Genomic DNA, 20,489 nt, shown 5'->3' with positions numbered 1-20,489 from the left:
AAAAACTTTGTTTAGAGCCATTTTAAAAACAGCGATCTCAAGTCTTGGATTGCTGTTTTTTATCTCGTTTTTTCTATTTTTGCTCATATATTTTTTGCCAGGAAACGTCACTGACGCGATGTTTTCAAGGAGCGAGGCGATAAATTTAGCCATAAAAGAGCAAATTTTAAGAAATTTAGGGCTAAAAGATAACTTTTTCGTGCAGTATTTTAGGTGGCTAGCTCACTTTGTCGCAGGGGATTTTGGTACCAGTTTTGTAAGCGGGGCAAGCGTGTCACTGCTCATTAAAGAGCGGCTTTTAAACTCGCTTATTTTATTTTTTGCTTCGTTTTTTTTGATAACTCTTTTGTCCTTTTTCTTAGGGCTTTTAAGTGCCATTTATAAGAATAAATTTGCCGATATCTTTATAAATTTTAGCTCGTTTTTGCTGGCATCACTACCGCATTTTTACATCGCACTTGTGCTAATAGCGATCTTTAGCGTCTATCTAAACGTGCTACCAAGCTCTGGGGCAAACGAGCTGGGATCTAGCGGAGTAGGGGCTAAATTTATCATCTTGCCAACGCTTGCCATCATCTTGCCGCACCTTGGCGCAAACGTGAAATTTGTAAGAGACAGGCTAAATCAAAGCCTAAACGCCGACTTTATCCAGACGGCTCACGCTAGAGGCTTGGGACGGGGCAAAATTTATCTCTTTGCCATAAAGCACGCAAGCACCGATATAGTCTATTATTTCGCCACACTTGTGGCTGGCGTTTTTGCTGGCTCGTATGTGATTGAGAGTATTTTTTCATTTCCGGGCATAGGCAAGCTTAGCCTTGATGCAGTTATCGCTAAAGACTATCCAGTCGCACTTGCGACTATTTTGCTAACGGCCGTTTTTGTCGTTTTTGCAAATTTACTGGCTAAAATTTTTGCCATCTTGGCAGATAAGAGAAATTTATGAGAAAAGTCATATTTTTCCTAGCCTGTTTTGTCTTTTTAGCTCTTGCCATATTTGCCTTTGTGACGCCATTTTTTTCTAAATTTGAGCCAAATTTCACTGACTTTATGGCGGTAAATTTAATCCCAAGTAGCGAGCACATCTTTGGCACTGACATCCTAGGCAGGGACAATCTCATAAGAGTGTCCTATGCGCTTAAAAACTCGCTTCTTATCTTGCTTCTTGCTGGCTTTTTAACGACGCTTTTTTCACTCATCTACGCATATTTTGGCACGAGTAAGAACAGAACTTGCGAGAGCCTTTTTAATAAGGGGATTGATGCCTTTTTAAGCATCCCAAACATCGTTTTTATCATGCTTTTTAGCTCGTTTAGTAGCGGAGATCTGCTTATCACCTCTTTTATCATCGCCATTTGCTCCTTTATGCAAGGCGCAAAAGTCTTTATGCAAAATTTTAGACTTAGTAAAAAGTGCGACTACGCCGAGCAGGCTGTGATAAATGGAGCTGGTAAATTTAGCCTGATCTGCTTTGAAATTTTGCCAAATTTAAAGCATCTAATAGTTAGTATCTTTGGCATAAACGCGATAAACGCAGTCGTCATGGAGGCCACAATTGGCTTTTTTGGCGTGGGCAGCGACGCGAACAAGATAAGCCTTGGCATCATGCTAAATGAGAGCAAAGAAGCACTTTTCCTTGGCTCTTGGTGGATGGTGCTTTTCCCTGGCGTGACGCTCTTTTTGCTCATCCTTGCAATCTCGATCATCACATCAAATTTAAGAAATGGCAATATAAAAATATGATAGAGATTAAAAATTTAAACGTTTTTTATAAGAACAAAAAGCTTTTGCGTGAGCTTGATTTTGGCATGAGTGAGGGTAAATTTATAGGTATCACAGGTGCTAGTGGCAGCGGCAAATCGCTCTTTGCAAAGAGCTTAATAAGGCTTTTTGATGATGATTTTAGAGTGAGGGCGGATAAATTTAGCATTTACAAAAAAGATATCTTAAAACTTAGCCAAAATGATCTAAAAGAGTACCGAAAAAAGGTCGCTGCGCTCGTTTTTCAAAACTCCGTTGCCAGCCTTCATCCGCTCTTAAACGTGGGTGATCACTTCAACGCCTATCTTGGCGGCAATAATAAAACAAATAAAGAGCTTGCATTTGCTTATTTTAGAGAGTTTGGGCTAGATAATGCAAATCTCATCTGGCACAAATACTCATACGAGCTAAGTGGCGGCGAGGCGAGCCGCGTGCAGATAGCTCTTGCGCTTTGCTTGAAGCCAAAAATTTTAGTCTGCGACGAGATAACAAGCGGGCTTGATAGCATTAGCGCTAGCCACGTGGCGGGCATCTTAGAGAGCCTAAAAGGCAAGATGAGCGTCATCTTTATCTCGCATGATGAGGCGCTAACGAACTATCTTAGTGATGAGATTTGGCAGATGAGAGATGGGCAGCTAAATTTAAAGGAAAATGCGTGAAAATCAGGCTTGAAAACGTCTCAAAAAGTTTAAGCTTTAAGGAGCATTTTAACGCTAGAGCTGAAGTTTTGCACCTTTTGGAGGGGATAAGTTGCGAGCTTGATGATGGCGAAAATTTAGTCATTTTGGGGCAAAGTGGCAGTGGCAAAAGCACGCTTGCAAAGCTCATATCATTTAGCAAGCCAAAAAGTGGGGGCAAAATTTATATAAATAATGAAGAGATCACGGACAAAAATGAGCTCAAAAAAGATATCAGATATATCTTGCAAAACCAAAAACAAGCCCTAAATCCAGCGCTAAAAGTAAAAACCGCCATCGCTCATGTGAGGTCATATCTTAAGCTTAGCTTTAGCGAAAATGAGCTCAAAGAGCTTCTAGTGAATTTAAATTTAAAAGATGAAATTTTAGAGAAATACCCATCACAGCTAAGTGGCGGCGAGGCGACAAGGGTTGGGATACTGCTAGCGCTTCTTTCAAAGCCAAAAATCTTAATCTGCGACGAGATAACAAGCGGGCTTGACAACGAAACAAAACAAAAGATCATAAATTTGCTTTTAAACTTAGATGAAAAGATCAGCATTATCTTTATCACGCACGATATCTTAAGTGCGATGAAAATAGCGCAAAAGGTGCTAATCATCGAATCTGGCAAGCAAGTGGCTTTTGGTAAATTTGAAGACCTTGCAAGCCAAAATGTCCTTAAAAAATACCTTGATGCAGCTAAATTTTATGACGCCAAACTTTGATATAATGCAAGCAAAAAAGGTTAAATTTGTTAGTTCATATCTGCTGCTCGGTCGATAGCCACTACTTTTTACAGCGCCTACGAAAAGATTACTCAAATGAACGAATAGTAGGCTATTTTTACGATCCAAACATACATCCATATAGCGAATTTTTACTGCGTTTTGAGGATGTGAAGCGAAGCTGCGAGAAGCTAGGCATCAAGCTAATATGCGGCGAATACGACTACGAAGCGTGGCTTGGCGGCACAAAAGGACTTGAAGATGAGCCAGAAAAGGGTAAAAGGTGCGAATACTGCTTTGATTTTCGTATGAAAGACTCCGCTAAAAAGGCGCTTGAGCTGGGGCTAAATAAGATCACGACGACACTTTTGATGAGCCCAAAAAAGGACTTTTCTCAGCTTAAAAAGGCGCTTGATGAGGCAGTGGCTGGCTCAAATTTAGAGGCGGTTGCGGTTGATTATAGAAAAAATGGCGGCACAAGCGAGCAGTTTATCCTCGCTAAAAAAGACAAGCTCTATCACCAAAACTACTGCGGCTGCGTCTTTGCGCTAAAAAAACAGCGCGACTCGCAAAATTTGCCTCAAAGTGAGCTAATGAGCGAGCTACACGCAAGGGCGCTTTATGGTAGTATTGAAGCTAGGCTTGAGCTTTATAAAAAGGTGCGCGAGTGCGAGGCGAAAGGTGAGAAATTTCACCTTTTTAGAAGGCGATTTTTAAACTATAGACTTTTACGTGCTTATGTAAAATTTGAAGGTCATGTGACACCGAGCTACTTTGTGCTCTATTCTGGTTTTAAAAGAGAAAATTTAAAGCTAAATGTAGAAAATTCCTGCGAAATGGACGATGAGCTAAAAGAGGGCGTGGTTTTTATGAGCTTAAGTCGATTTAATAAATTTACAAATAGCAAATTTAAAAGCGTTGATGAGCTTTGCAAAAGGCCGCTTGAGCTTGACGATGAGCTAAAATTTCGCCGTGATATAAGCGGGGAGTTTTCGCAAAATCCTATCATCGTCTTAGACGAGGTCAAAAAGGGTAGCTACGAAATTTACGCAAAGGCTGTTTTTTACAACGACAGCGAAGAAATTTTGGTTTTAGACTAAAAGGTGAGTTTATAAAATTTATCTTAAAACGGTGAATTAAATTTTTGCCACATAAGGCGAAATTTAGAGATTTTTAAAAGAGGCTAATAATTTTTTTCTTAGTATAAATTTGTTAGAATCGCCACAAATTTACATTACTAAGGCTAAAACGTGATAGACGTCGTAGAAATTCAAAAAATTCTCCCACATAGATTTCCTTTTTTGCTTATCGATAGAGTTGTTGAGCTAGAGCCTGCAAAAAACATCGTCGCTTATAAAAATGTAACCATTGGCGAGCCGATATTTCAGGGGCACTTCCCAGGTCACCCGATCTATCCTGGCGTGATGATCATTGAGGGCATGGCGCAAGCTGGCGGCGTGTTAGCGTTTAAAAGCATGAGCGACGAGCATCAAGCTGGTATCGAGAACAAAGTGGTCTATTTTATGAGCATAGACGGAGCGAAATTTCGCCATCCAGTCCGCCCTGGAGATAGGCTAGAGTATAGATTAAATGTATTAAAACATAAAGGCAATATCTGGGTGCTTGAGGGCAAAGCATACGTCGATGATGTGCTATGCGCCGAGGCTGAACTAAAAGCGATGATAGTCGATAAATAGGCTTTAAGAAAAAGAGAGACAATGAAAAATATCCACCAAACAGCCGTTATAGAAGATGGAGCGATCATTGGAGATGACGCAAATATCGAGGCTTATGCATTTGTAAGTAAAGATGCGGTCCTTGGCAACAACGTCACGATAAAACAAGGCGCAAGGGTGCTTGGCAAGACGAGGATCGGCGATAACTCTCGTGTATTTAGCTATGCGATCGTGGGCGACATCCCGCAAGATATCAGCTATAAAGATGAGGTCGATACTGGCGTCATCATCGGCGAGCACGCAACTATACGTGAGTTTTGCACGATAAACTCAGGCACGCACAAGGGCGATGGTATAACAAGGATCGGCGACAACGCCTTTATCATGGCATATTCTCACATTGCACATGACTGCATAATAGGCAACAACGTCATTTTGGCAAATAACGCAACCCTGGCAGGTCACGTCGAGCTTGGCGACTACGCTGTTGTGGGCGGTCTTACGCCAATTCATCAGTTTGTTAGAGTAGGGGAAAGCTGCATGATCGCAGGTGCAAGCGCGCTTAGTCAAGATGTAGTGCCATTTTGCCTAGCTGAGGGCAATAGAGCATATATAAGAAGCTTAAATTTAGTTGGCATTAGGCGTAGATTTGACAAAGAGCAGGTTGAGGAGCTAGTTCGCGCTTATAAATTTTTGTTTAATCAAGGCGTTAGCCTAAAAGATCAAGCAAATGAGCTGATCGCAAAAACTAGCGACGAAAATGTTAAAAAAATGTGTAAATTTATATTAGAAACGACAAGAGGAATTCCGCTTGCAAAAGGAAGAGATTAATGGCTAGAAAGTGTAATTTTTGTGGAGAGGCAGAGTCTGCTGAGAGAAGATTACTCGCTGATATCGAAGGAAATGCCTATATATGCGAGTATTGTATAGCAGCCGCATATGATATGATACATGGAGATACTAGCGTAGAAGAGAGTAAAAATGATGAAACGATAGAGTATCAAAAGCTCACACCAAAGGAGCTAAAAGCGGTACTTGATAACTATGTGATCGGTCAAGATAGGGCTAAAAAGGTTTTTAGCGTCGGCGTATATAACCACTATAAGAGAATTTTTAAACAAAGCGACATCAAAGACGATACTGAAATTTCAAAATCAAACATTTTGCTTGTTGGCCCAACTGGAAGTGGTAAGACGTTGATGGCTCAGACTTTAGCGAGATTTCTTGATGTGCCTATCGCAATTTGTGACGCCACAAGCCTAACTGAGGCTGGATATGTCGGTGAGGACGTTGAAAATATCCTAACAAGGCTCTTACAAGCTGCAAATGGTGATGTTAAAAAGGCGGAGCAAGGTATTGTCTTTGTAGATGAGATCGATAAGATCGCTAGAATGAGTGAAAATAGAAGCATTACAAGAGACGTTTCAGGCGAAGGCGTACAACAAGCACTTTTAAAGATAATCGAAGGTAGCGTCGTAAATATCCCACCAAAAGGCGGCAGAAAGCATCCAAATCAAGACTTCATTCAGATAGATACGACAAATATCTTATTTGTTTGCGGCGGTGCATTTGACGGACTTCTTGATATCATCGAGAGAAGAGTTGGTAAAAATGTACTTGGATTTAACCAAGAAAAACGTGGTAAAAATGAAAAAGAAAATTTACTAAGCCTACTTGAGCCAGACGATCTAGTAAGATATGGCCTCATCCCAGAGCTTATTGGTAGACTTCACGTAGTAGCTACTTTAAATGAGATAACAAAAGAAGATATGGTTAAAATTTTAACCGAGCCAAAAAATGCGATACTAAAACAATATCAAAAGCTTTGTGCGATTGATGGTGCTACGCTTAAATTTGATGATGAGGCACTTGAAGAGATAGCAAGTCTAGCTATCGAGCGAAAAACCGGAGCTAGAGGGCTTAGAAGTATAATGGAAGAGCTCATGACTGACATAATGTATGAGCTGCCAGAGCTAAAAGAATATGATATTGTTATCTCAAAAGAGACTGTAAAAGATAAGGCAAAGCCAATTTTAATAAAGCACGATAAGAAAATAGCGTAAAGGAAATATATGTTTTTAGATCAGGTTATAGGTTTTTTCTCAAGTGATATGGGCATAGATCTCGGTACGGCGAATACACTTGTTTTGGTAAAAGATAAAGGCATAATAATAAATGAACCTTCTGTTGTTGCAGTAAGGCGTGAGAAATATGGCAAACAAAAAATTTTAGCGGTCGGACATGCTGCAAAAGAGATGGTAGGAAAAACTCCAGGCGATATTGAGGCGATAAGGCCGATGAGAGATGGCGTTATTGCGGATTTTGATATGACTGAGCGTATGATACGCTATTTTATAGAAAAGACTCACAAAAGAAAAAGCTTTCTACGCCCAAGGATCATCATCTCAGTTCCTTATGGGCTAACCCAGGTCGAAAGAAAAGCTGTTAGAGAAAGTGCCTTAAGTGCTGGAGCAAGAGAGGTATTTTTGATAGAAGAGCCTATGGCAGCAGCAATCGGCGCAAATTTACCAGTTCGTGAGCCACAAGGCAATCTAGTAGTTGATATCGGTGGCGGTACGACTGAGATAGGTGTTGTCTCACTTGGCGGCCTAGTTATTTCAAAATCAATCCGCACAGCTGGCGATAAGATTGATATTAGTATTGTTAATTACATAAAAGAGAAATATAACTTACTAATAGGCGAGCGAACTGGCGAGGAGATAAAGATTGCCGTAGGTTCTGCTGTACAGCTTGAAAAAGAGTTAAGCGTAGTAGTAAAAGGTCGCGACCAGGTAAGTGGTCTTTTAAGTAGAGTCGAGCTAACAAGCGAAGATGTAAGAGAGGCGATGAGAGAACCACTAAAAGAGATCGCAGATGCGCTTAAAACTGTGCTTGAGATGATGCCGCCTGATCTTGCTGGTGATATCGTGGAGACTGGTATCGTATTAACTGGCGGTGGAGCGCTTATTAGAGGACTTGATAAATTTTTATCTGATATCGTTAAACTTCCAGTTTTTGTAGCTGACGAGCCACTCCTTGCGGTTGCTAGAGGGACGGGCAAGGCACTTGAAGAGATTGGGCTTTTACAACAGCTGACAAATGAAGAGTAAGATTGTTCTTTTTGTTTTTATAGCATTGCTTGCTACGGCCTCAGTTTTCAAGGGAGAAATTTTAAGTAATCTTTCTATTGGGTTTAGTAACTATGCTACAAATTCATACGACAATTTTGCTAAAAGCGTGAAAGACTATATAAACGAATATTTTAGGCAGGCTAGCGAGATAGAAAAATTAAGAGCGCAAAACGAAGAGTTAGAGCGCTCAGCCACGCTTCTTTCTACTTTTGCAAATGAGCTAAATCAAATTTTAAAAGATAAAAACTCGACTGCCTATGCCCCAGCCGTGAAGCTAGTAAAAGGGCTTAGCTACGTGCATATCGGGGATTATAATAAAATTTGGATAAGTGAGTTTGAAGGATACGACCCAAATAAAATTTATGGACTCATCTATCAGGGAAATAGCGCTGGCATCGTCATCGCAAAAGATGGCAAGCCACTAGCTTACTTGCAAAATGACCCAAAAAGTATATTTGCAGTCTATATAGGAAATGACAAAATTCCAGGCGTAGCGCATGGAAATCAAGGCCAAATAATGGTGAAATTTATCCCACAATGGCTCAACCCAAAAGAGGGCGACGAGGTCTTTACGAGCGGGCTTGATGGGATATTTTTTAGTGGAGTGCCAGTAGGGCGCGTGAGTAAAATTTTAAAAGAGAGCTCCTATCAAAGCGTGATAGTTGAGCCCTATGCAAAGCTAAACATACCAAACTATCTATACGTTGTAACAAAGGAAAAATGATGCCAAAAAGAACAGACATAAATACCATTTTGCTAATCGGCTCAGGCCCTATCGTCATCGGTCAAGCCTGCGAATTTGACTACTCAGGCACACAAGCAGCCAAGACGCTAAAAGAGCTTGGATACCGCGTAGTGCTTATCAACTCAAACCCAGCTACCATCATGACTGACCCAAATTTTGCCGATGCAACGTATATAGAGCCGATCACAAAAGATAGCATTTTAAAGATCATCGAAAAAGAAAATATTGACGCCATCTTGCCAACTATGGGCGGACAAGTAGCGCTAAATGCCGCTATGGAGGTCTTTGAGAGTGGTCTTTTAAAGGACGTAAAATTTCTTGGTGCAAATCCAGAAGCGATAAAAAAGGGCGAAGATAGGCAAATTTTTAAAGCGACTATGCAAAAGATCGGTATGGACTTGCCTGAGAGTAGATATGCTTATAACATGGACGACGCACTAAATGCGGCAAACGAGATAGGCTTTCCACTAATAATAAGAGCTAGCTACACGCTTGGTGGCGCAGGAAGCGGCGTAGCTTATAATATGGATGAGTTTAAAGAGCTAGCCAACACCGGCCTTGACGCAAGCCCGATACATGAAATTTTGATAGAAGAGAGCTTGCTTGGCTGGAAAGAGTATGAGATGGAGGTCATCAGAGATAGAAATGATAACTGCATCATCGTCTGCTCGATCGAAAATTTTGATCCAATGGGCGTGCATACAGGCGATAGCATCACGGTTGCACCAGCACTAACACTCACAGATAAAGAGTATCAGGCTATGCGTGACGCTAGCTTTGCCATACTTCGTGAGATCGGCGTTGATACTGGTGGCAGCAATGTGCAGTTTGCCATAGATCCAAAAACGGGCCGCATGATCGTTATCGAGATGAATCCACGCGTTAGCCGAAGCTCAGCGCTAGCAAGTAAAGCTACTGGCTATCCGATCGCAAAGGTTGCGACACTACTTGCAGTTGGTTTTAGCTTAGATGAGATCAAAAATGACATCACTGGAACACCCGCTAGCTTTGAGCCGGTGATTGATTATATAGTGACAAAGATCCCACGCTTTACATTCGAGAAATTCCCAGGATCAAACCCATATCTAGGTACTGCGATGAAGTCAGTTGGTGAGGTCATGGCGATAGGTAGGACATTTAAAGAGAGTATCCAAAAGGCTCTTTGCAGTCTAGAGCGTGATCTTTGTGGATTTAACAGCCTTAGCCTAGAGAAAAACGCCTTAGTTTATGGTATCAGAAATGCAAATGAAAGGAGAATTTTATATCTAGCGCAAGCCTTTAGAGATGGCTTTAGCGTGGCTGAGGTGCATGAGTTTAGTAAGATCGATCCTTGGTTTTTAGAGCAAATTTATGAGATAGTTAAATTTGAAGATAAGATCGACATGGATATCTTAAATAACGAAGAGCTGCTGCGAGAGGCCAAAAGTATGGGCTTTTCAGACAAGATGATAGCTGTGCTTATAAATGAAAAAGACGATCTTGAGCTTAGCCAAAATGATATCTATTTTGCTAGGCAAAAGCTTGGCATCGAGCTTGAATACAACGAGGTCGATACTTGCGCGGGCGAGTTTAAGGCACTAACGCCGTATCTTTACTCAACCACAAATATCACTAAATTTCCTAAAAAAGAGCTAGCAAAAGAGGCTAAAAAGGTGATGATAATAGGTGGCGGTCCAAACAGGATCGGCCAGGGCATAGAGTTTGACTACTGCTGCGTGCATGCAAGCTACGCTCTAAGAGACCTTGGCATAAAAACAATAATGTATAACTGCAACCCAGAAACCGTCTCAACCGACTACGACACGAGCGATATTTTGTATTTTGAGCCGATTGATTTTGAGCATGTTAGATCAGTCATCGAGCGCGAAAAGCCAGACGGCGTGATCGTGCATTTTGGTGGTCAAACTCCGCTTAAATTTGCAAAACGCCTAAGCGTGATCGGCTCTAAGATCATCGGAACAACCGCAAGAGTGATCGACGTGGCAGAGGATAGAAAGAAATTTAGCGAATTTATAAATAAAATAGGTATCCTTCAGCCTAAAAACGACACCGCTACTAGCCTAGAGGAAGCCTTGCAAAAGGCCGCGACTATTGTCTATCCAGTGCTAGTTCGTCCAAGCTACGTCCTTGGCGGCAGGGCGATGAGAAGGGTACACAACGAGAGCGAATTAAAAGAGTATATGAGTGAAGCGGTCAAAGTTAGCAACCACTCTCCAGTACTACTTGATAAATTTTTACAAGATGCAAAAGAGCTTGATGTAGATGCGATATGTGACGGCAAAGAGGTCTATATCGGCGCGATAATGGAGCACATCGAGGAGGCTGGAATTCACTCTGGCGACTCAGCTTGCATACTGCCACCGATGAGTTTAAGCGCAGAAATGATAAAAAAAGTGGAGAAGCAAACCAGAGATATTGCTCTAAATTTAGGCGTTGTCGGCCTTATGAATATCCAGTTTGCTATCTATGAAAACGAGCTTTATATGATCGAGGTAAATCCTCGTGCGAGCAGGACCGTGCCGTTTGTGAGCAAGGCTACTGGCGTGCCTATGGCAAAGGTAGCGACAAGAGTTATGTGGCAAGGAAATTTACGTGAAGCACTTAAATTTTATGATGATTACAAGGTGGTTTATGAAGATGGCGACATCCTAAAACCACGCGTTAGCTCGCATATTTGCGTAAAAGAGTGCGTGTTGCCGTTTAATAAGCTAAGTGGCGCCGATCTCATCCTTGGCCCTGAGATGAAGAGTACGGGCGAGGTCATGGGTATAAGCCACGATTTTGCAAGCTCATTTGCAAAGAGCCAGATCGCTGCTAGCAATACTTTGCCAAGCAAAGGCAGGGTATTTTTAACGTTAGCTGACGCTGATAAATCTTACGCACCAGACCTTGCAAAAGAGCTAATAGCGCTTGGCTTTAGCATCATTGCAACTGGCGGTACACATAAAATTTTAAGCGAGGCTGGTGTGGAGGCCGAGTTTGTCTATAAGATAAGCGAGGGCAGACCAAACGTCGAAGATAGGCTAAAGAACGGCGACATCGCACTTGTTATTAACACAAGCGATACAAAATCAAGCGTGGATGATGGAAAAAAGATCCGCCAAAATGTGCTGAGATTTAAAATTCCTTACTTTACAACGATCCGAGCAGCACTTGCAGCCGCTAAGTCGCTAAGCTCGGTACAAACCGGCAAAGCACTTGAAGTAAAAAGCTTGCAAGAGTATTTATCTAAAAAGTAATAAATTTAAGGCAGTTTAGCTTATAGCTAAACTGTTTTTAAAGTATTGCTGGAAGCAACAGATGTCCATATATGGCATTTTGCTTTGAATTTTAGTCCACCTTTCATCAATCTAGTAATATTAAAGCTTATGTTTAATATAATCTCACTCAAAAGGAGAGATTATGAAAATTTTAAATGCTTTTTTTACGGGTATTATATTTGTCCTTGCTCCTATTTTTACGCTATTTGTTGGAATTTACAACAACTACTTTTCTTACTATGGCATAAGCGAGTATTTTAATGTTATTTTTGTTGATAACGTGCCTTTCTTATGGCTTTTGCCCGTATTTTTTATATTTGGGTATTGCTTTTTTTACGCGCCTTTTAGAAAAATTTTTAGAGCCTTTTATTTAGTTTTGCTGATAGTTTGTGCTTTTAGTTGGTATCCTGACTTTGGACGCACTTTAGGAGAGAATTATTTTATGAGTAAATCGCTATCTTTAGATATCTCATCAAATTTAGAAAATGAGCAAAAGACTGATGGAAAGATACTTTATGATGGACGAAGAGAAATTTATTTTTTAAGAAGCGATAATAATAAAGTCGTTAAAATTTCAAAGTAAAGTTTTACCTTTATTTAGTTAAAATGGCATAAAAATTTAAAGGTTTAAAATGCGTTTAAAACTCCCACACGTTCCGTATATTTCACATAAAATAGCAATAGATCTTCTAAATTGTGGTTTCGTAAGATTAAATAAAGGCATTGAGCCAATCGTTTCAAAAACAAGCGAAATTTTAACAGTCGATATTCAAAAAGAAAGAGCTTTAGATGAGCGAGTAAATGAGCTTTTGGAGAAAAATGAAGATGAGATGCAAACTATGCAAATCGACCGCAAAAATATGTTTTGGCTCGTTAAAAAGAAGCTCGCAGGTGAATTTGATGTAATTTTAACCCACGAAGATAGATTTAGTAATATCGCTCACAAAGTGCTTGAAACTATTTGGAAGAGTGGTCTTGTTGATTATAATGTATCTGAAAATCGCGTAAAAAATGTGATTTATAACTCAATAGATGAGTACTTAAAAAGCTATGAGAAGATAGAAGATGATGTTTATGAAATGATACAAAATTATAAACATAAGCTAATCCCAGGAACTGATGAATATGATCTTGTCTTTGAGCGTTTGTATCAAGATGAGCTTAAAAAAAGAGGCATGCTTTAATGAAAGCTTACATTTATATTGAAAATGGTGTTTTTTTAGAAGCAAAAGCTTTTGGTGCTCATGGTGAGTGTGCAGGTGAGCTCGTTTTTAATACCTCGATGACTGGCTATGAAGAGATCATGAGCGATCCAAGCTATGCTGGTCAGTTTATCGTCTTTACGATGCCAGAAATAGGTATAGTAGGTATAAATGAAGACGATATGGAGAGCCTTAGAATTCATGCAAGCGGCGTTATAATGAGAAGTTACAACGAGACCCCGTCAAACTACCGCTCGCAAAAATCTTTGGGAAAATTTTTCGAAGAGCAAGGTAAATTTGGCGTTTATGACGTTGATACTAGATACCTCACAAAGATGCTACGCGATGAAGGTGCCTTGATGGCTTATATCTCAACGCAAATAAGTGATAAAGACGAGCTAAAACGCAGGCTTGAAAGTAGTGGGCGCATCGAAAATATAAACTACGTAAAAACAGTTAGTGCGATGGACGAATATGAGCACAAAAAAGGTGCATGGGATAGAAATTTAAAGTCATATAAGCCGTTAAAAAGTATTGGCAAAAAGATAGCTGTTTTTGACTTTGGCGTAAAGAGAAATATCTTAAACGAGCTATGTGAAACTGGTCTTGAAGTCATCGTCGTACCACACGACACTAAGGCTGAAATTTTGATAGAAAAATTTAAAAATGGCGAGATAAATGGGGTATTCTTATCAAATGGTCCTGGTGAGCCAAAAAATTTAAAGGCCGAAATAGGCGAGATCAAAAAGATGATTGAGGCTAGGATACCTATATTTGGCATCTGTCTTGGACATCAGTTACTCTCAAACGCCTTTGGGTACGAGACATATAAGCTTAAATTTGGTCAGCACGGAGCAAATCATCCTGTACTAAATTTAGAAACCAAGGCGATCGAGATAACAACACAAAATCACAACTACAACGTACCTGAGAGTATCGCAGAAGTAGCTGTTGTGACTCATAGAAATTTATTTGACAACACGATCGAAGGTGTGAGATACAAAGACTATCCGATCTTTTCGGTCCAGCACCACCCAGAAGCAAGTGGTGGTCCAAGCGAGAGTAAATATATATTTAAGCAGTTTTTAGAAATTTTATAAGATGCAAAATATAAACCTTTACATGATTATCTCAGTTGCATTTTTAAGTAGCTTTAGTCATTGTGTAGGTATGTGCAGCGGATTTTTGAGCTTACAGACTCTATTTTTTAAAGGTAAGAATAAAATAGAAATTTTAATGCTAAGCACACTTTATAGTCTAGCTAGAATTTTTGCTTATGTAGTTTTAGGAGCTTTGTTTGGCGCCTTTGGAGCGGCCATTAGCTTTGGCTTGCAAGCAAGAGGTCTTATATTTTTTATAGTTGGCTTAGTGATCGCGTTTATCGGCATTGCCTTACTTTTTAGGGGCGAGCTTTTAAAATTTGTAGAGAATCAAAAGGCGCTTAATTTTGTAGTAAGAATTGCAAAAACAAGGATTCAAAAGAAAAATTTAACAAATTTTTTATTACTTGGTTTTTTAAATGGCTTTTTACCTTGTGGTGTGGTTTATTATTTTTTGGCACTTGGGATTTTAAGTGCAAATTTTATTGATTCGGCTTTTATAATGCTTATATTTGGTCTTTGTACATTGCCAGCTATGCTTTTAGCTAGCTTTGTATTTGGGATTTTAAATGAAAAATTTAAAGACATAATGTTTAAGATTTCGGCTAGCATAATGATAATAAATGGAATTTATCTATCATTTTTAGGGTATAGAGCAAATGCCTAAGATGGTAAAGCGAGAGAAATAATTGTTAATTGCATCAAAATTTATGATGTTTGATAAATATAACCAAAAAGGAAGAATAAATGAGCAAGATTCTTAATAATCTAACCGTTCTTATCGTTGAAAATGAGGGAGATGGTAAAAAAATAGTACAAGAAGTTATGCGAGATAAATTCGAAAAAGTTATCACTGCTCAAAATGGCGATGAAGGACTTAAGAAATTTAAAAAATATAATCCAAATATGGTTATAACAGACGTTTTTATGCCTATAATGAATGGCCTTGATATGGCTAAATGCATTAAAGAAATTTCAAAAGATACACCTATTATAGTTTTTAGCACAAATAGTGAAAAAGAGACACTTCTAAAGGCGATAGATGTTGGTATTGATAAATACGTTTTAAAGCCGATTGATCTTGATGATTTTTTGGTTACGTTAGAAAATGTCGCTAAAAATAAGATAGAAACAGCAAATATTATTCAGGTTACAAATGGATATAGTTTTAATAAAATAAAACGTGTGCTTATTAGAGATGGTGTTGAAATTTCTCTTACAAAAAAAGAACTTGCTTTTATATCCTTACTCATAAAAAGACTTGGTACGCTTGTACTTCACGATGAAATAAAAAATGTTGTTTGGGTTGGCGAGAGCGTGACAGAGGCTGCTATTAGGACCTTTGTTAAACGTGTTAGAGATAAAGTTGGTAGTAATTTTATAAAAAATGTTCCTGGACTTGGTTACAAAATAGATAGAAGACTCTCCTAGCAAAAGAGAATTTATATTAATTAAGTCTTTTTATAGTTTTTCTACTCTAAAATAACCGAAAATTAATATAAATTTAACTAGGAGGAAAATTTATGCGACCATCCCAGTTGCTACATTATGATTATAGTGTGGCAAAACTCTTTATGTTTTCCACGATATTTTTTGGTATCGTTGGCATGGCTATTGGTGTTTTGGTAGCTTTTCAGCTTGCCTGTCCTGATCTAAACTATATAGCTGGTGAGTATTCGGCATTTGGTAGATTGCGTCCTCTTCATACTAACGGTATCATTTTTGGTTTTATGCTCTCTGGTATATTTGCCACTTGGTATTACATAGGACAGCGTGTTCTAAAAGTATCAATGAGCGAATCTCCGTTTTTGATGTTCATTGGTAAGCTTCATTTTTGGCTTTATATACTTGTTATGATTCTAGCTGTTGTGACACTTTTTATGGGCGAAAGTACATCTAAGGAGTATGCCGAGCTTGAGTGGCCACTAGATATCGCAGTAGTAGTAGTCTGGGTGCTTTGGGGCGTTAGTATATTTGGACTTATTGGCATACGCCGTGAGAAGACACTTTACATCTCAGTTTGGTATTACATTGCTACATTTCTTGGCGTTGCTATGCTTTATCTATTTAATAACATGGAAATTCCAACAAGACTAGTTAGTGGATATGGTTCATGGCTACACTCAGTTTCGATGTATGCTGGCTCAAATGATGCTTTGGTTCAGTGGTGGTACGGCCATAACGCAGTTGCATTTGTATTTACGGTAGCGATCATCGCCCAAATTTATTATTTCTTACCAAAAGAGAGCGGACAGCCAATATTTTCTTATAAGCTTTCGTTATTTTCATTCTGGGGTCTTATGTTTATCTACCTTTGGGCTGGCGGTCACCACCTAATATATACTGCTGTGCCTGATTGGATGCAGACTATGGGTTCGGTTTTTTCTATTGTTTTGATTTTGCCTTCTTGGGGTTCAGCTATTAATATGCTTCTTACAATGAAAGGCGAATGGACACAACTTCGCGAGAGCCCGCTTATTAAATTTATGATTCTAGCTTCAACTTTTTATATGTTTTCAACTCTTGAAGGCCCTATCTTGGCTATCAAATCTGTAAATGCACTAGCTCACTATACTGACTGGGTGCCAGGACACGTACATGATGGTGCACTTGGCTGGGTTGGTTTTATGACTATGGCGGCACTTTATCATATGACGCCACGTGTCTTTAAGCGTGAAATTTATTCAAAATCCCTAATGGAAGCTCAATTTTGGATACAAACAACAGGTATTGTTTTATACTTTGCTTCGATGTGGATTGCTGGTATTACACAAGGCATGATGTGGAGAGCGACCGATAGCTATGGAAATTTACTCTACTCATTTATTGATACTGTTGTAGTGCTTATACCTTATTATTACATTAGAGCTATTGGCGGACTTTTATATTTGATTGGCTTTTTGATGTTTGCTTACAATATCTACAAATCAACTTCTGCTAAAGCTATTTTGGCAGAGCCAAAAAGTGCAACGCCTATGGGCGGTGCTAAAGCCAATGCGGAGGTGATGTGATGTTTGCTTGGTTAGAAAAAAATCCATTCTTTTTTGCAGTTTGCGTCTTTATCGTCATAGCTTATGCTGGTGTGGTAGAAATTTTACCTGACTTTGCAAATAGAGCTAGGCCACTTGAGGGTACAAAGCCTTATACGGTTTTAGAGCTTGCTGGAAAAAATATATATATACAAAATGGTTGCAACACTTGTCACTCACAGATGATACGTCCGTTTAAAGCAGAGACTGATAGATACGGCATGTACTCGTTAAGTGGCGAATTTGCTTATGATCGTCCGCATCTTTGGGGTTCAAAAAGAACGGGCCCAGATCTTATGCGTGTTGGTAATTATAGAACGACAGATTGGCATGAAAATCACATGCTAAACCCAGCCTCTGTTGTGCCAGGTTCGATCATGCCAGCATATCCATTTTTATTTAAGAAAAATGCTGATATAGAGACTGCTTACGCTGAAGCACTAACTGTTAAAAAGGTTTTTAACACACCTTATGATGAGAAAGATATGCCAGCTCTTGGCACTTTTGAGCAAGCAAATGCTAACGTGAAAGAACAGGCTGCAAGTATTGTTGAAAGCATGAAAGATGAGCAAGTAAAAAGTGCCTTTGCAAAAGGTGAAATCCGCCAAATTGTGGCACTTATCGCCTATCTAAATAGCCTAAAATAGGAGTTAATAATGGATATTAGAGAACTTCAAGCTTATGGCTATTTTATTTTGACAGCATTTTTAGCTATCACTTTGTACGCTTATTTTTTTCATCTTTATAAAAGTGAAAAGCAAGGTAGAAGAAATTATGAGAAGTATTCAAGATTAGCCCTAGATGATGAGATCGGAAGTAAAATTTTAGAGCAAAAGGCTACAAAGGAGAGCGTATGCAATGGCTAAATTTAGAAGATAATATAAATTTACTTGCGTTAATAGGTGCCATCTTAATTATCGTACTAACTGTCGTTGTAGCTGGCAAGTATGTTGGTCAAATGAAAGTTAAAAAAGATGAAAGCGTAGAGCTTAGCGAGCACAACTGGGATGGGATAGGCGAGTATAAAAATCCAGTTCCATTTGGTTGGGCAGTAGTTTTTTTACTAACGCTTGTTTGGGCGATTTGGTATTATTTACTTGGTTATCCACTAAATTCTTACTCACAAATCGGTGAATACAATAAAGAGGTAAAAGAGGCAAACGCTAAATTTGAAAAAGAGTATGCAAACCCAAGCAAAGAAACGCTTCATGCTATGGGAGAGAGCGTATTTTTAGTGCAATGCTCAGCATGTCATGGTATCACAGGCGATGGTATTGGTGGCAAAGCTGCAAATTTACAAATTTGGGGTAGCGAACAAGGAATAGTTGATACGATACTAAATGGCTCAAAAGGACTTGATTATCCTATGGGTGAGATGCCAGCAGGGTTAGCTGATGCTGATGGAGCAAAGGCTATTGCGGCTTACGTAGCTAAAGAGATAAGTGCTATAAAAAGTACAAAAAACGAAAATTTAGTAGCTATGGGAAAAGAGCTTTACGCAGCTTGTGCAGCTTGTCACGGAGATGATGGCAAAGGCATGGATGGTATGTCGGCTGATCTTAGTAAATATGGTTCAAGCGAGTTTATAGTAGATGTACTAAATCGTGGTAAAAACGGCAACATTGGTGTTATGCCTAAATTTAATGATGGCAGATTAAACGAGATACAACAAAAAGCAGTTGGCGAATATGTCATATCGCTATCAAAGGGCGAATAATGGAAAATAAAAATAGAAATATCTTTGCTTTAAATGGTATTAGCGGTTATTTGGTGGCAGTTTTGCTTTTGCTATCTATCCTTGGCGTACTTACTTATATTGGTATTGGCTTGCAAAAAGATGTAGCAACCAAACCTTACTCATTAAAAGATGCAAGTAGCATTGAGATGAAGAGCGTTGATAACGCTAAACACGTCATTATAAAGGAGTAGTGATGCTAGGCATAATAGAAAAAGCCATAATCTTGCTTATAGTTATTGCAGGGGCTATTTGTGCGTGGTCAGTGCTTACATCAAACCACCTTTTTGTAGGCTAGGTGTGAGAAAATTTATACTCATTTTTATATTTTTGCTCTCACAAAGTTTGGCTTTGGGAGCAAATTTTGTGATAAATAATGATGAAATTCTAAGCCAAAAAGTAAGTGTAAAGCTAAACGAGATCGGCAGTGAGCTTTATGCAAAAAGCGGTATAAATTTAGCAGTTGGCGTATATAAAGATGGTGAGCTAGAAACTCTTTTTAAAGAGCAAAACCTTAGCTCGCCTTATGCTTTTTTACTGCTTATAAAGGATAAAAAGAAGGTAGAAATTTTTACCGATGCTAATACTTCAAAGCTTTTTAATAAAGAACAAATTTTAAGTATAAATCCAGAATCAGGAACGATAATTCCTATTTTAGTTTCTAAAAATGGCAAAGATATCTATAATGCTGCTATATTAAATGGCTACGCTGATATTGCCGAACAAATAGCATCTAGCTTAAATTTTCAGCTTGAAAGTAGTGTTGGAAATTCAAATAAAACTACATTAAATTTTTTAAGATTTTTCATCTATGGTCTAGTTGCATTTTTTATAATTGTTGTCTTTTATAAAAAGGTAAAAAATGGATAAAAAAAACCTTTTGGCCTTATGCTATTGTGCTTAGCTTCGTTGCTATAATTATCGCTTGTGCAGTAACGATCATCATAGCACTGAAACATCCAGTCGAGATGGATAGCTCTTATATGCAAAGCTACCAAAATGTCGATGAAAACATAACCTTTATCAAAGAGAGTGAAAAACGCTTTGATGAGAAATTTGATCTAAAATTTGAGCCAAATTTTAATGCCCTAAATGCTAAGTTTAAATTTCATCTAACTCCTAAAAAAGGAGAAATTTCAGCTTTAAAATATGAAATTTTACTCACTCGCCCACAGACAAATAAAGAAAATAAAATTTTAAGAGCTTCATGGCAAGAAAATGATCTAGTAAGCGAAGAAGCAAGTCTAAAAGAAGGCAGGTGGCAGCTACTTTTAAGGCTAAGTGACACTAATGATACAAGGTATTATAAATTTGATCTTAATGTCACAAAATGATCTTAAGATTGTAGCTTTGGTATCCAAGAAAGATCTTAAAGTCAGATTTAAATTTTAATAAACTAATCTTTTTGGCTAAAACTAAAACACTAAGTTTTTATTAAATAAAAC

General features: G+C 38.7%; 23 protein-coding genes. All 23 read left to right on the top strand.

Annotation, left to right across the window (positions count from 1 at the left end):
- Positions 1-7 precede the first annotated feature (7 nt).
- Complete coding sequence (locus FZ949_RS05030; RefSeq protein WP_103579734.1) at positions 8-946, top strand: ABC transporter permease; 939 nt, start codon at positions 8-10, stop codon at positions 944-946.
- A complete protein-coding gene (locus tag FZ949_RS05025; protein ID WP_148790200.1) occupies positions 943-1,743 on the top strand; it encodes an ABC transporter permease in 801 nt (266 codons plus the stop codon). The genes FZ949_RS05030 and FZ949_RS05025 overlap by 4 nt, the downstream gene beginning before the upstream one ends.
- Positions 1,740-2,420: an ATP-binding cassette domain-containing protein gene (locus FZ949_RS05020; protein WP_103579732.1), complete on the top strand. Its 681-nt coding sequence runs from the start codon at positions 1,740-1,742 to the stop codon at positions 2,418-2,420. The genes FZ949_RS05025 and FZ949_RS05020 overlap by 4 nt, the downstream gene beginning before the upstream one ends.
- Positions 2,417-3,166, top strand: a complete 750-nt coding sequence (locus FZ949_RS05015) for an ATP-binding cassette domain-containing protein (protein ID WP_148790199.1) — start codon at positions 2,417-2,419, stop codon at positions 3,164-3,166. Before FZ949_RS05020 ends, FZ949_RS05015 begins: the two co-directional genes overlap by 4 nt.
- Positions 3,167-3,192: 26 nt before the next feature.
- Positions 3,193-4,266, top strand: a complete 1,074-nt coding sequence (locus FZ949_RS05010; protein ID WP_103579730.1) for an epoxyqueuosine reductase QueH — start codon at positions 3,193-3,195, stop codon at positions 4,264-4,266.
- Positions 4,267-4,416: 150 nt separating this feature from the next.
- The gene (gene fabZ / locus FZ949_RS05005; protein ID WP_004317884.1) at positions 4,417-4,863 is read left to right on the top strand and encodes a 3-hydroxyacyl-ACP dehydratase FabZ; all 447 of its coding nucleotides are present in this window, start codon (positions 4,417-4,419) and stop codon (positions 4,861-4,863) included.
- 21 nt (positions 4,864-4,884) lie between these two features.
- A complete protein-coding gene (gene lpxA / locus FZ949_RS05000; protein ID WP_103579729.1) occupies positions 4,885-5,673 on the top strand; it encodes an acyl-ACP--UDP-N-acetylglucosamine O-acyltransferase in 789 nt (262 codons plus the stop codon).
- The gene (gene clpX / locus FZ949_RS04995; RefSeq protein WP_021090629.1) at positions 5,673-6,905 is read left to right on the top strand and encodes an ATP-dependent Clp protease ATP-binding subunit ClpX; all 1,233 of its coding nucleotides are present in this window, start codon (positions 5,673-5,675) and stop codon (positions 6,903-6,905) included. Before lpxA ends, clpX begins: the two co-directional genes overlap by 1 nt.
- A 9-nt stretch (positions 6,906-6,914) precedes the next feature.
- The gene (locus FZ949_RS04990; RefSeq protein ID WP_021090637.1) at positions 6,915-7,952 is read left to right on the top strand and encodes a rod shape-determining protein; all 1,038 of its coding nucleotides are present in this window, start codon (positions 6,915-6,917) and stop codon (positions 7,950-7,952) included.
- Positions 7,942-8,697, top strand: coding sequence for a rod shape-determining protein MreC (gene mreC / locus FZ949_RS04985; RefSeq protein ID WP_103579728.1), 756 nt, complete (start codon positions 7,942-7,944; stop codon positions 8,695-8,697). Before FZ949_RS04990 ends, mreC begins: the two co-directional genes overlap by 11 nt.
- Positions 8,697-11,957, top strand: coding sequence for a carbamoyl-phosphate synthase large subunit (gene carB, locus FZ949_RS04980; RefSeq protein ID WP_148790198.1), 3,261 nt, complete (start codon positions 8,697-8,699; stop codon positions 11,955-11,957). The genes mreC and carB overlap by 1 nt, the downstream gene beginning before the upstream one ends.
- A 163-nt stretch (positions 11,958-12,120) precedes the next feature.
- Positions 12,121-12,561, top strand: coding sequence for an isoleucyl-tRNA synthetase (locus tag FZ949_RS04975; RefSeq protein WP_085657831.1), 441 nt, complete (start codon positions 12,121-12,123; stop codon positions 12,559-12,561).
- Positions 12,562-12,610: 49 nt separating this feature from the next.
- Complete coding sequence (locus FZ949_RS04970) at positions 12,611-13,162, top strand: DUF507 family protein (RefSeq protein ID WP_021091020.1); 552 nt, start codon at positions 12,611-12,613, stop codon at positions 13,160-13,162.
- Positions 13,162-14,280, top strand: a complete 1,119-nt coding sequence (gene carA / locus FZ949_RS04965; RefSeq protein ID WP_084041626.1) for a glutamine-hydrolyzing carbamoyl-phosphate synthase small subunit — start codon at positions 13,162-13,164, stop codon at positions 14,278-14,280. The genes FZ949_RS04970 and carA overlap by 1 nt, the downstream gene beginning before the upstream one ends.
- A gap of 1 nt (position 14,281) precedes the next feature.
- Positions 14,282-14,947: a sulfite exporter TauE/SafE family protein gene (locus FZ949_RS04960; protein ID WP_234402201.1), complete on the top strand. Its 666-nt coding sequence runs from the start codon at positions 14,282-14,284 to the stop codon at positions 14,945-14,947.
- Between the two features lie 80 nt (positions 14,948-15,027).
- The gene (locus FZ949_RS04955) at positions 15,028-15,711 is read left to right on the top strand and encodes a response regulator transcription factor (RefSeq protein WP_084041627.1); all 684 of its coding nucleotides are present in this window, start codon (positions 15,028-15,030) and stop codon (positions 15,709-15,711) included.
- 92 nt (positions 15,712-15,803) lie between these two features.
- Positions 15,804-17,291, top strand: coding sequence for a cytochrome-c oxidase, cbb3-type subunit I (gene ccoN, locus FZ949_RS04950; protein WP_035167282.1), 1,488 nt, complete (start codon positions 15,804-15,806; stop codon positions 17,289-17,291).
- Positions 17,291-17,956 (top strand): cytochrome-c oxidase, cbb3-type subunit II, encoded by a 666-nt coding sequence (gene ccoO / locus FZ949_RS04945; RefSeq protein WP_084041629.1) that lies wholly within the window; start codon positions 17,291-17,293, stop codon positions 17,954-17,956. Before ccoN ends, ccoO begins: the two co-directional genes overlap by 1 nt.
- A 9-nt stretch (positions 17,957-17,965) precedes the next feature.
- A complete protein-coding gene (locus FZ949_RS04940) occupies positions 17,966-18,175 on the top strand; it encodes a cytochrome c oxidase, cbb3-type, CcoQ subunit (RefSeq protein ID WP_021090915.1) in 210 nt (69 codons plus the stop codon).
- Complete coding sequence (locus FZ949_RS04935) at positions 18,163-19,026, top strand: cbb3-type cytochrome c oxidase N-terminal domain-containing protein (RefSeq protein ID WP_021091000.1); 864 nt, start codon at positions 18,163-18,165, stop codon at positions 19,024-19,026. Before FZ949_RS04940 ends, FZ949_RS04935 begins: the two co-directional genes overlap by 13 nt.
- Positions 19,026-19,238 (top strand): DUF4006 family protein, encoded by a 213-nt coding sequence (locus FZ949_RS04930; protein ID WP_021090794.1) that lies wholly within the window; start codon positions 19,026-19,028, stop codon positions 19,236-19,238. Before FZ949_RS04935 ends, FZ949_RS04930 begins: the two co-directional genes overlap by 1 nt.
- A gap of 106 nt (positions 19,239-19,344) precedes the next feature.
- Positions 19,345-19,914: a hypothetical protein gene (locus FZ949_RS04925; protein WP_148790197.1), complete on the top strand. Its 570-nt coding sequence runs from the start codon at positions 19,345-19,347 to the stop codon at positions 19,912-19,914.
- On the top strand, positions 19,911-20,378 hold the full coding sequence (locus tag FZ949_RS04920) for a FixH family protein (protein WP_148790196.1): 468 nt from the start codon (positions 19,911-19,913) through the stop codon (positions 20,376-20,378). The genes FZ949_RS04925 and FZ949_RS04920 overlap by 4 nt, the downstream gene beginning before the upstream one ends.
- Positions 20,379-20,489: the final 111 nt, after the last annotated feature.

Source organism: Campylobacter concisus (assembly GCF_902460545.1).
GTDB lineage: Bacteria > Campylobacterota > Campylobacteria > Campylobacterales > Campylobacteraceae > Campylobacter_A > Campylobacter_A concisus_AE.
This window is presented reverse-complemented; position numbering and strand designations above follow the sequence as displayed.

What these genes read in the sequence shown, in the direction of transcription:
- FZ949_RS05025 (WP_148790200.1), top strand. Translation starts at nt 943, where the DNA reads ATGAGAAAAGTCATATTTTTCCTAGCCTGTTTTGTCTTTTTAGCTCTT.
- lpxA (WP_103579729.1), top strand. Translation starts at nt 4,885, where the DNA reads ATGAAAAATATCCACCAAACAGCCGTTATAGAAGATGGAGCGATCATT.
- ccoN (WP_035167282.1), top strand. Translation starts at nt 15,804, where the DNA reads ATGCGACCATCCCAGTTGCTACATTATGATTATAGTGTGGCAAAACTC.
- ccoO (WP_084041629.1), top strand. Translation starts at nt 17,291, where the DNA reads ATGTTTGCTTGGTTAGAAAAAAATCCATTCTTTTTTGCAGTTTGCGTC.
- carA (WP_084041626.1), top strand. Translation starts at nt 13,162, where the DNA reads ATGAAAGCTTACATTTATATTGAAAATGGTGTTTTTTTAGAAGCAAAA.
- clpX (WP_021090629.1), top strand. Translation starts at nt 5,673, where the DNA reads ATGGCTAGAAAGTGTAATTTTTGTGGAGAGGCAGAGTCTGCTGAGAGA.
- FZ949_RS05020 (WP_103579732.1), top strand. Translation starts at nt 1,740, where the DNA reads ATGATAGAGATTAAAAATTTAAACGTTTTTTATAAGAACAAAAAGCTT.
- FZ949_RS04935 (WP_021091000.1), top strand. Translation starts at nt 18,163, where the DNA reads ATGCAATGGCTAAATTTAGAAGATAATATAAATTTACTTGCGTTAATA.
- FZ949_RS04960 (WP_234402201.1), top strand. Translation starts at nt 14,282, where the DNA reads ATGCAAAATATAAACCTTTACATGATTATCTCAGTTGCATTTTTAAGT.
- FZ949_RS04930 (WP_021090794.1), top strand. Translation starts at nt 19,026, where the DNA reads ATGGAAAATAAAAATAGAAATATCTTTGCTTTAAATGGTATTAGCGGT.
- FZ949_RS04970 (WP_021091020.1), top strand. Translation starts at nt 12,611, where the DNA reads ATGCGTTTAAAACTCCCACACGTTCCGTATATTTCACATAAAATAGCA.
- FZ949_RS04955 (WP_084041627.1), top strand. Translation starts at nt 15,028, where the DNA reads ATGAGCAAGATTCTTAATAATCTAACCGTTCTTATCGTTGAAAATGAG.
- FZ949_RS04990 (WP_021090637.1), top strand. Translation starts at nt 6,915, where the DNA reads ATGTTTTTAGATCAGGTTATAGGTTTTTTCTCAAGTGATATGGGCATA.
- FZ949_RS04940 (WP_021090915.1), top strand. Translation starts at nt 17,966, where the DNA reads ATGGATATTAGAGAACTTCAAGCTTATGGCTATTTTATTTTGACAGCA.
- mreC (WP_103579728.1), top strand. Translation starts at nt 7,942, where the DNA reads ATGAAGAGTAAGATTGTTCTTTTTGTTTTTATAGCATTGCTTGCTACG.
- carB (WP_148790198.1), top strand. Translation starts at nt 8,697, where the DNA reads ATGCCAAAAAGAACAGACATAAATACCATTTTGCTAATCGGCTCAGGC.
- FZ949_RS04975 (WP_085657831.1), top strand. Translation starts at nt 12,121, where the DNA reads ATGAAAATTTTAAATGCTTTTTTTACGGGTATTATATTTGTCCTTGCT.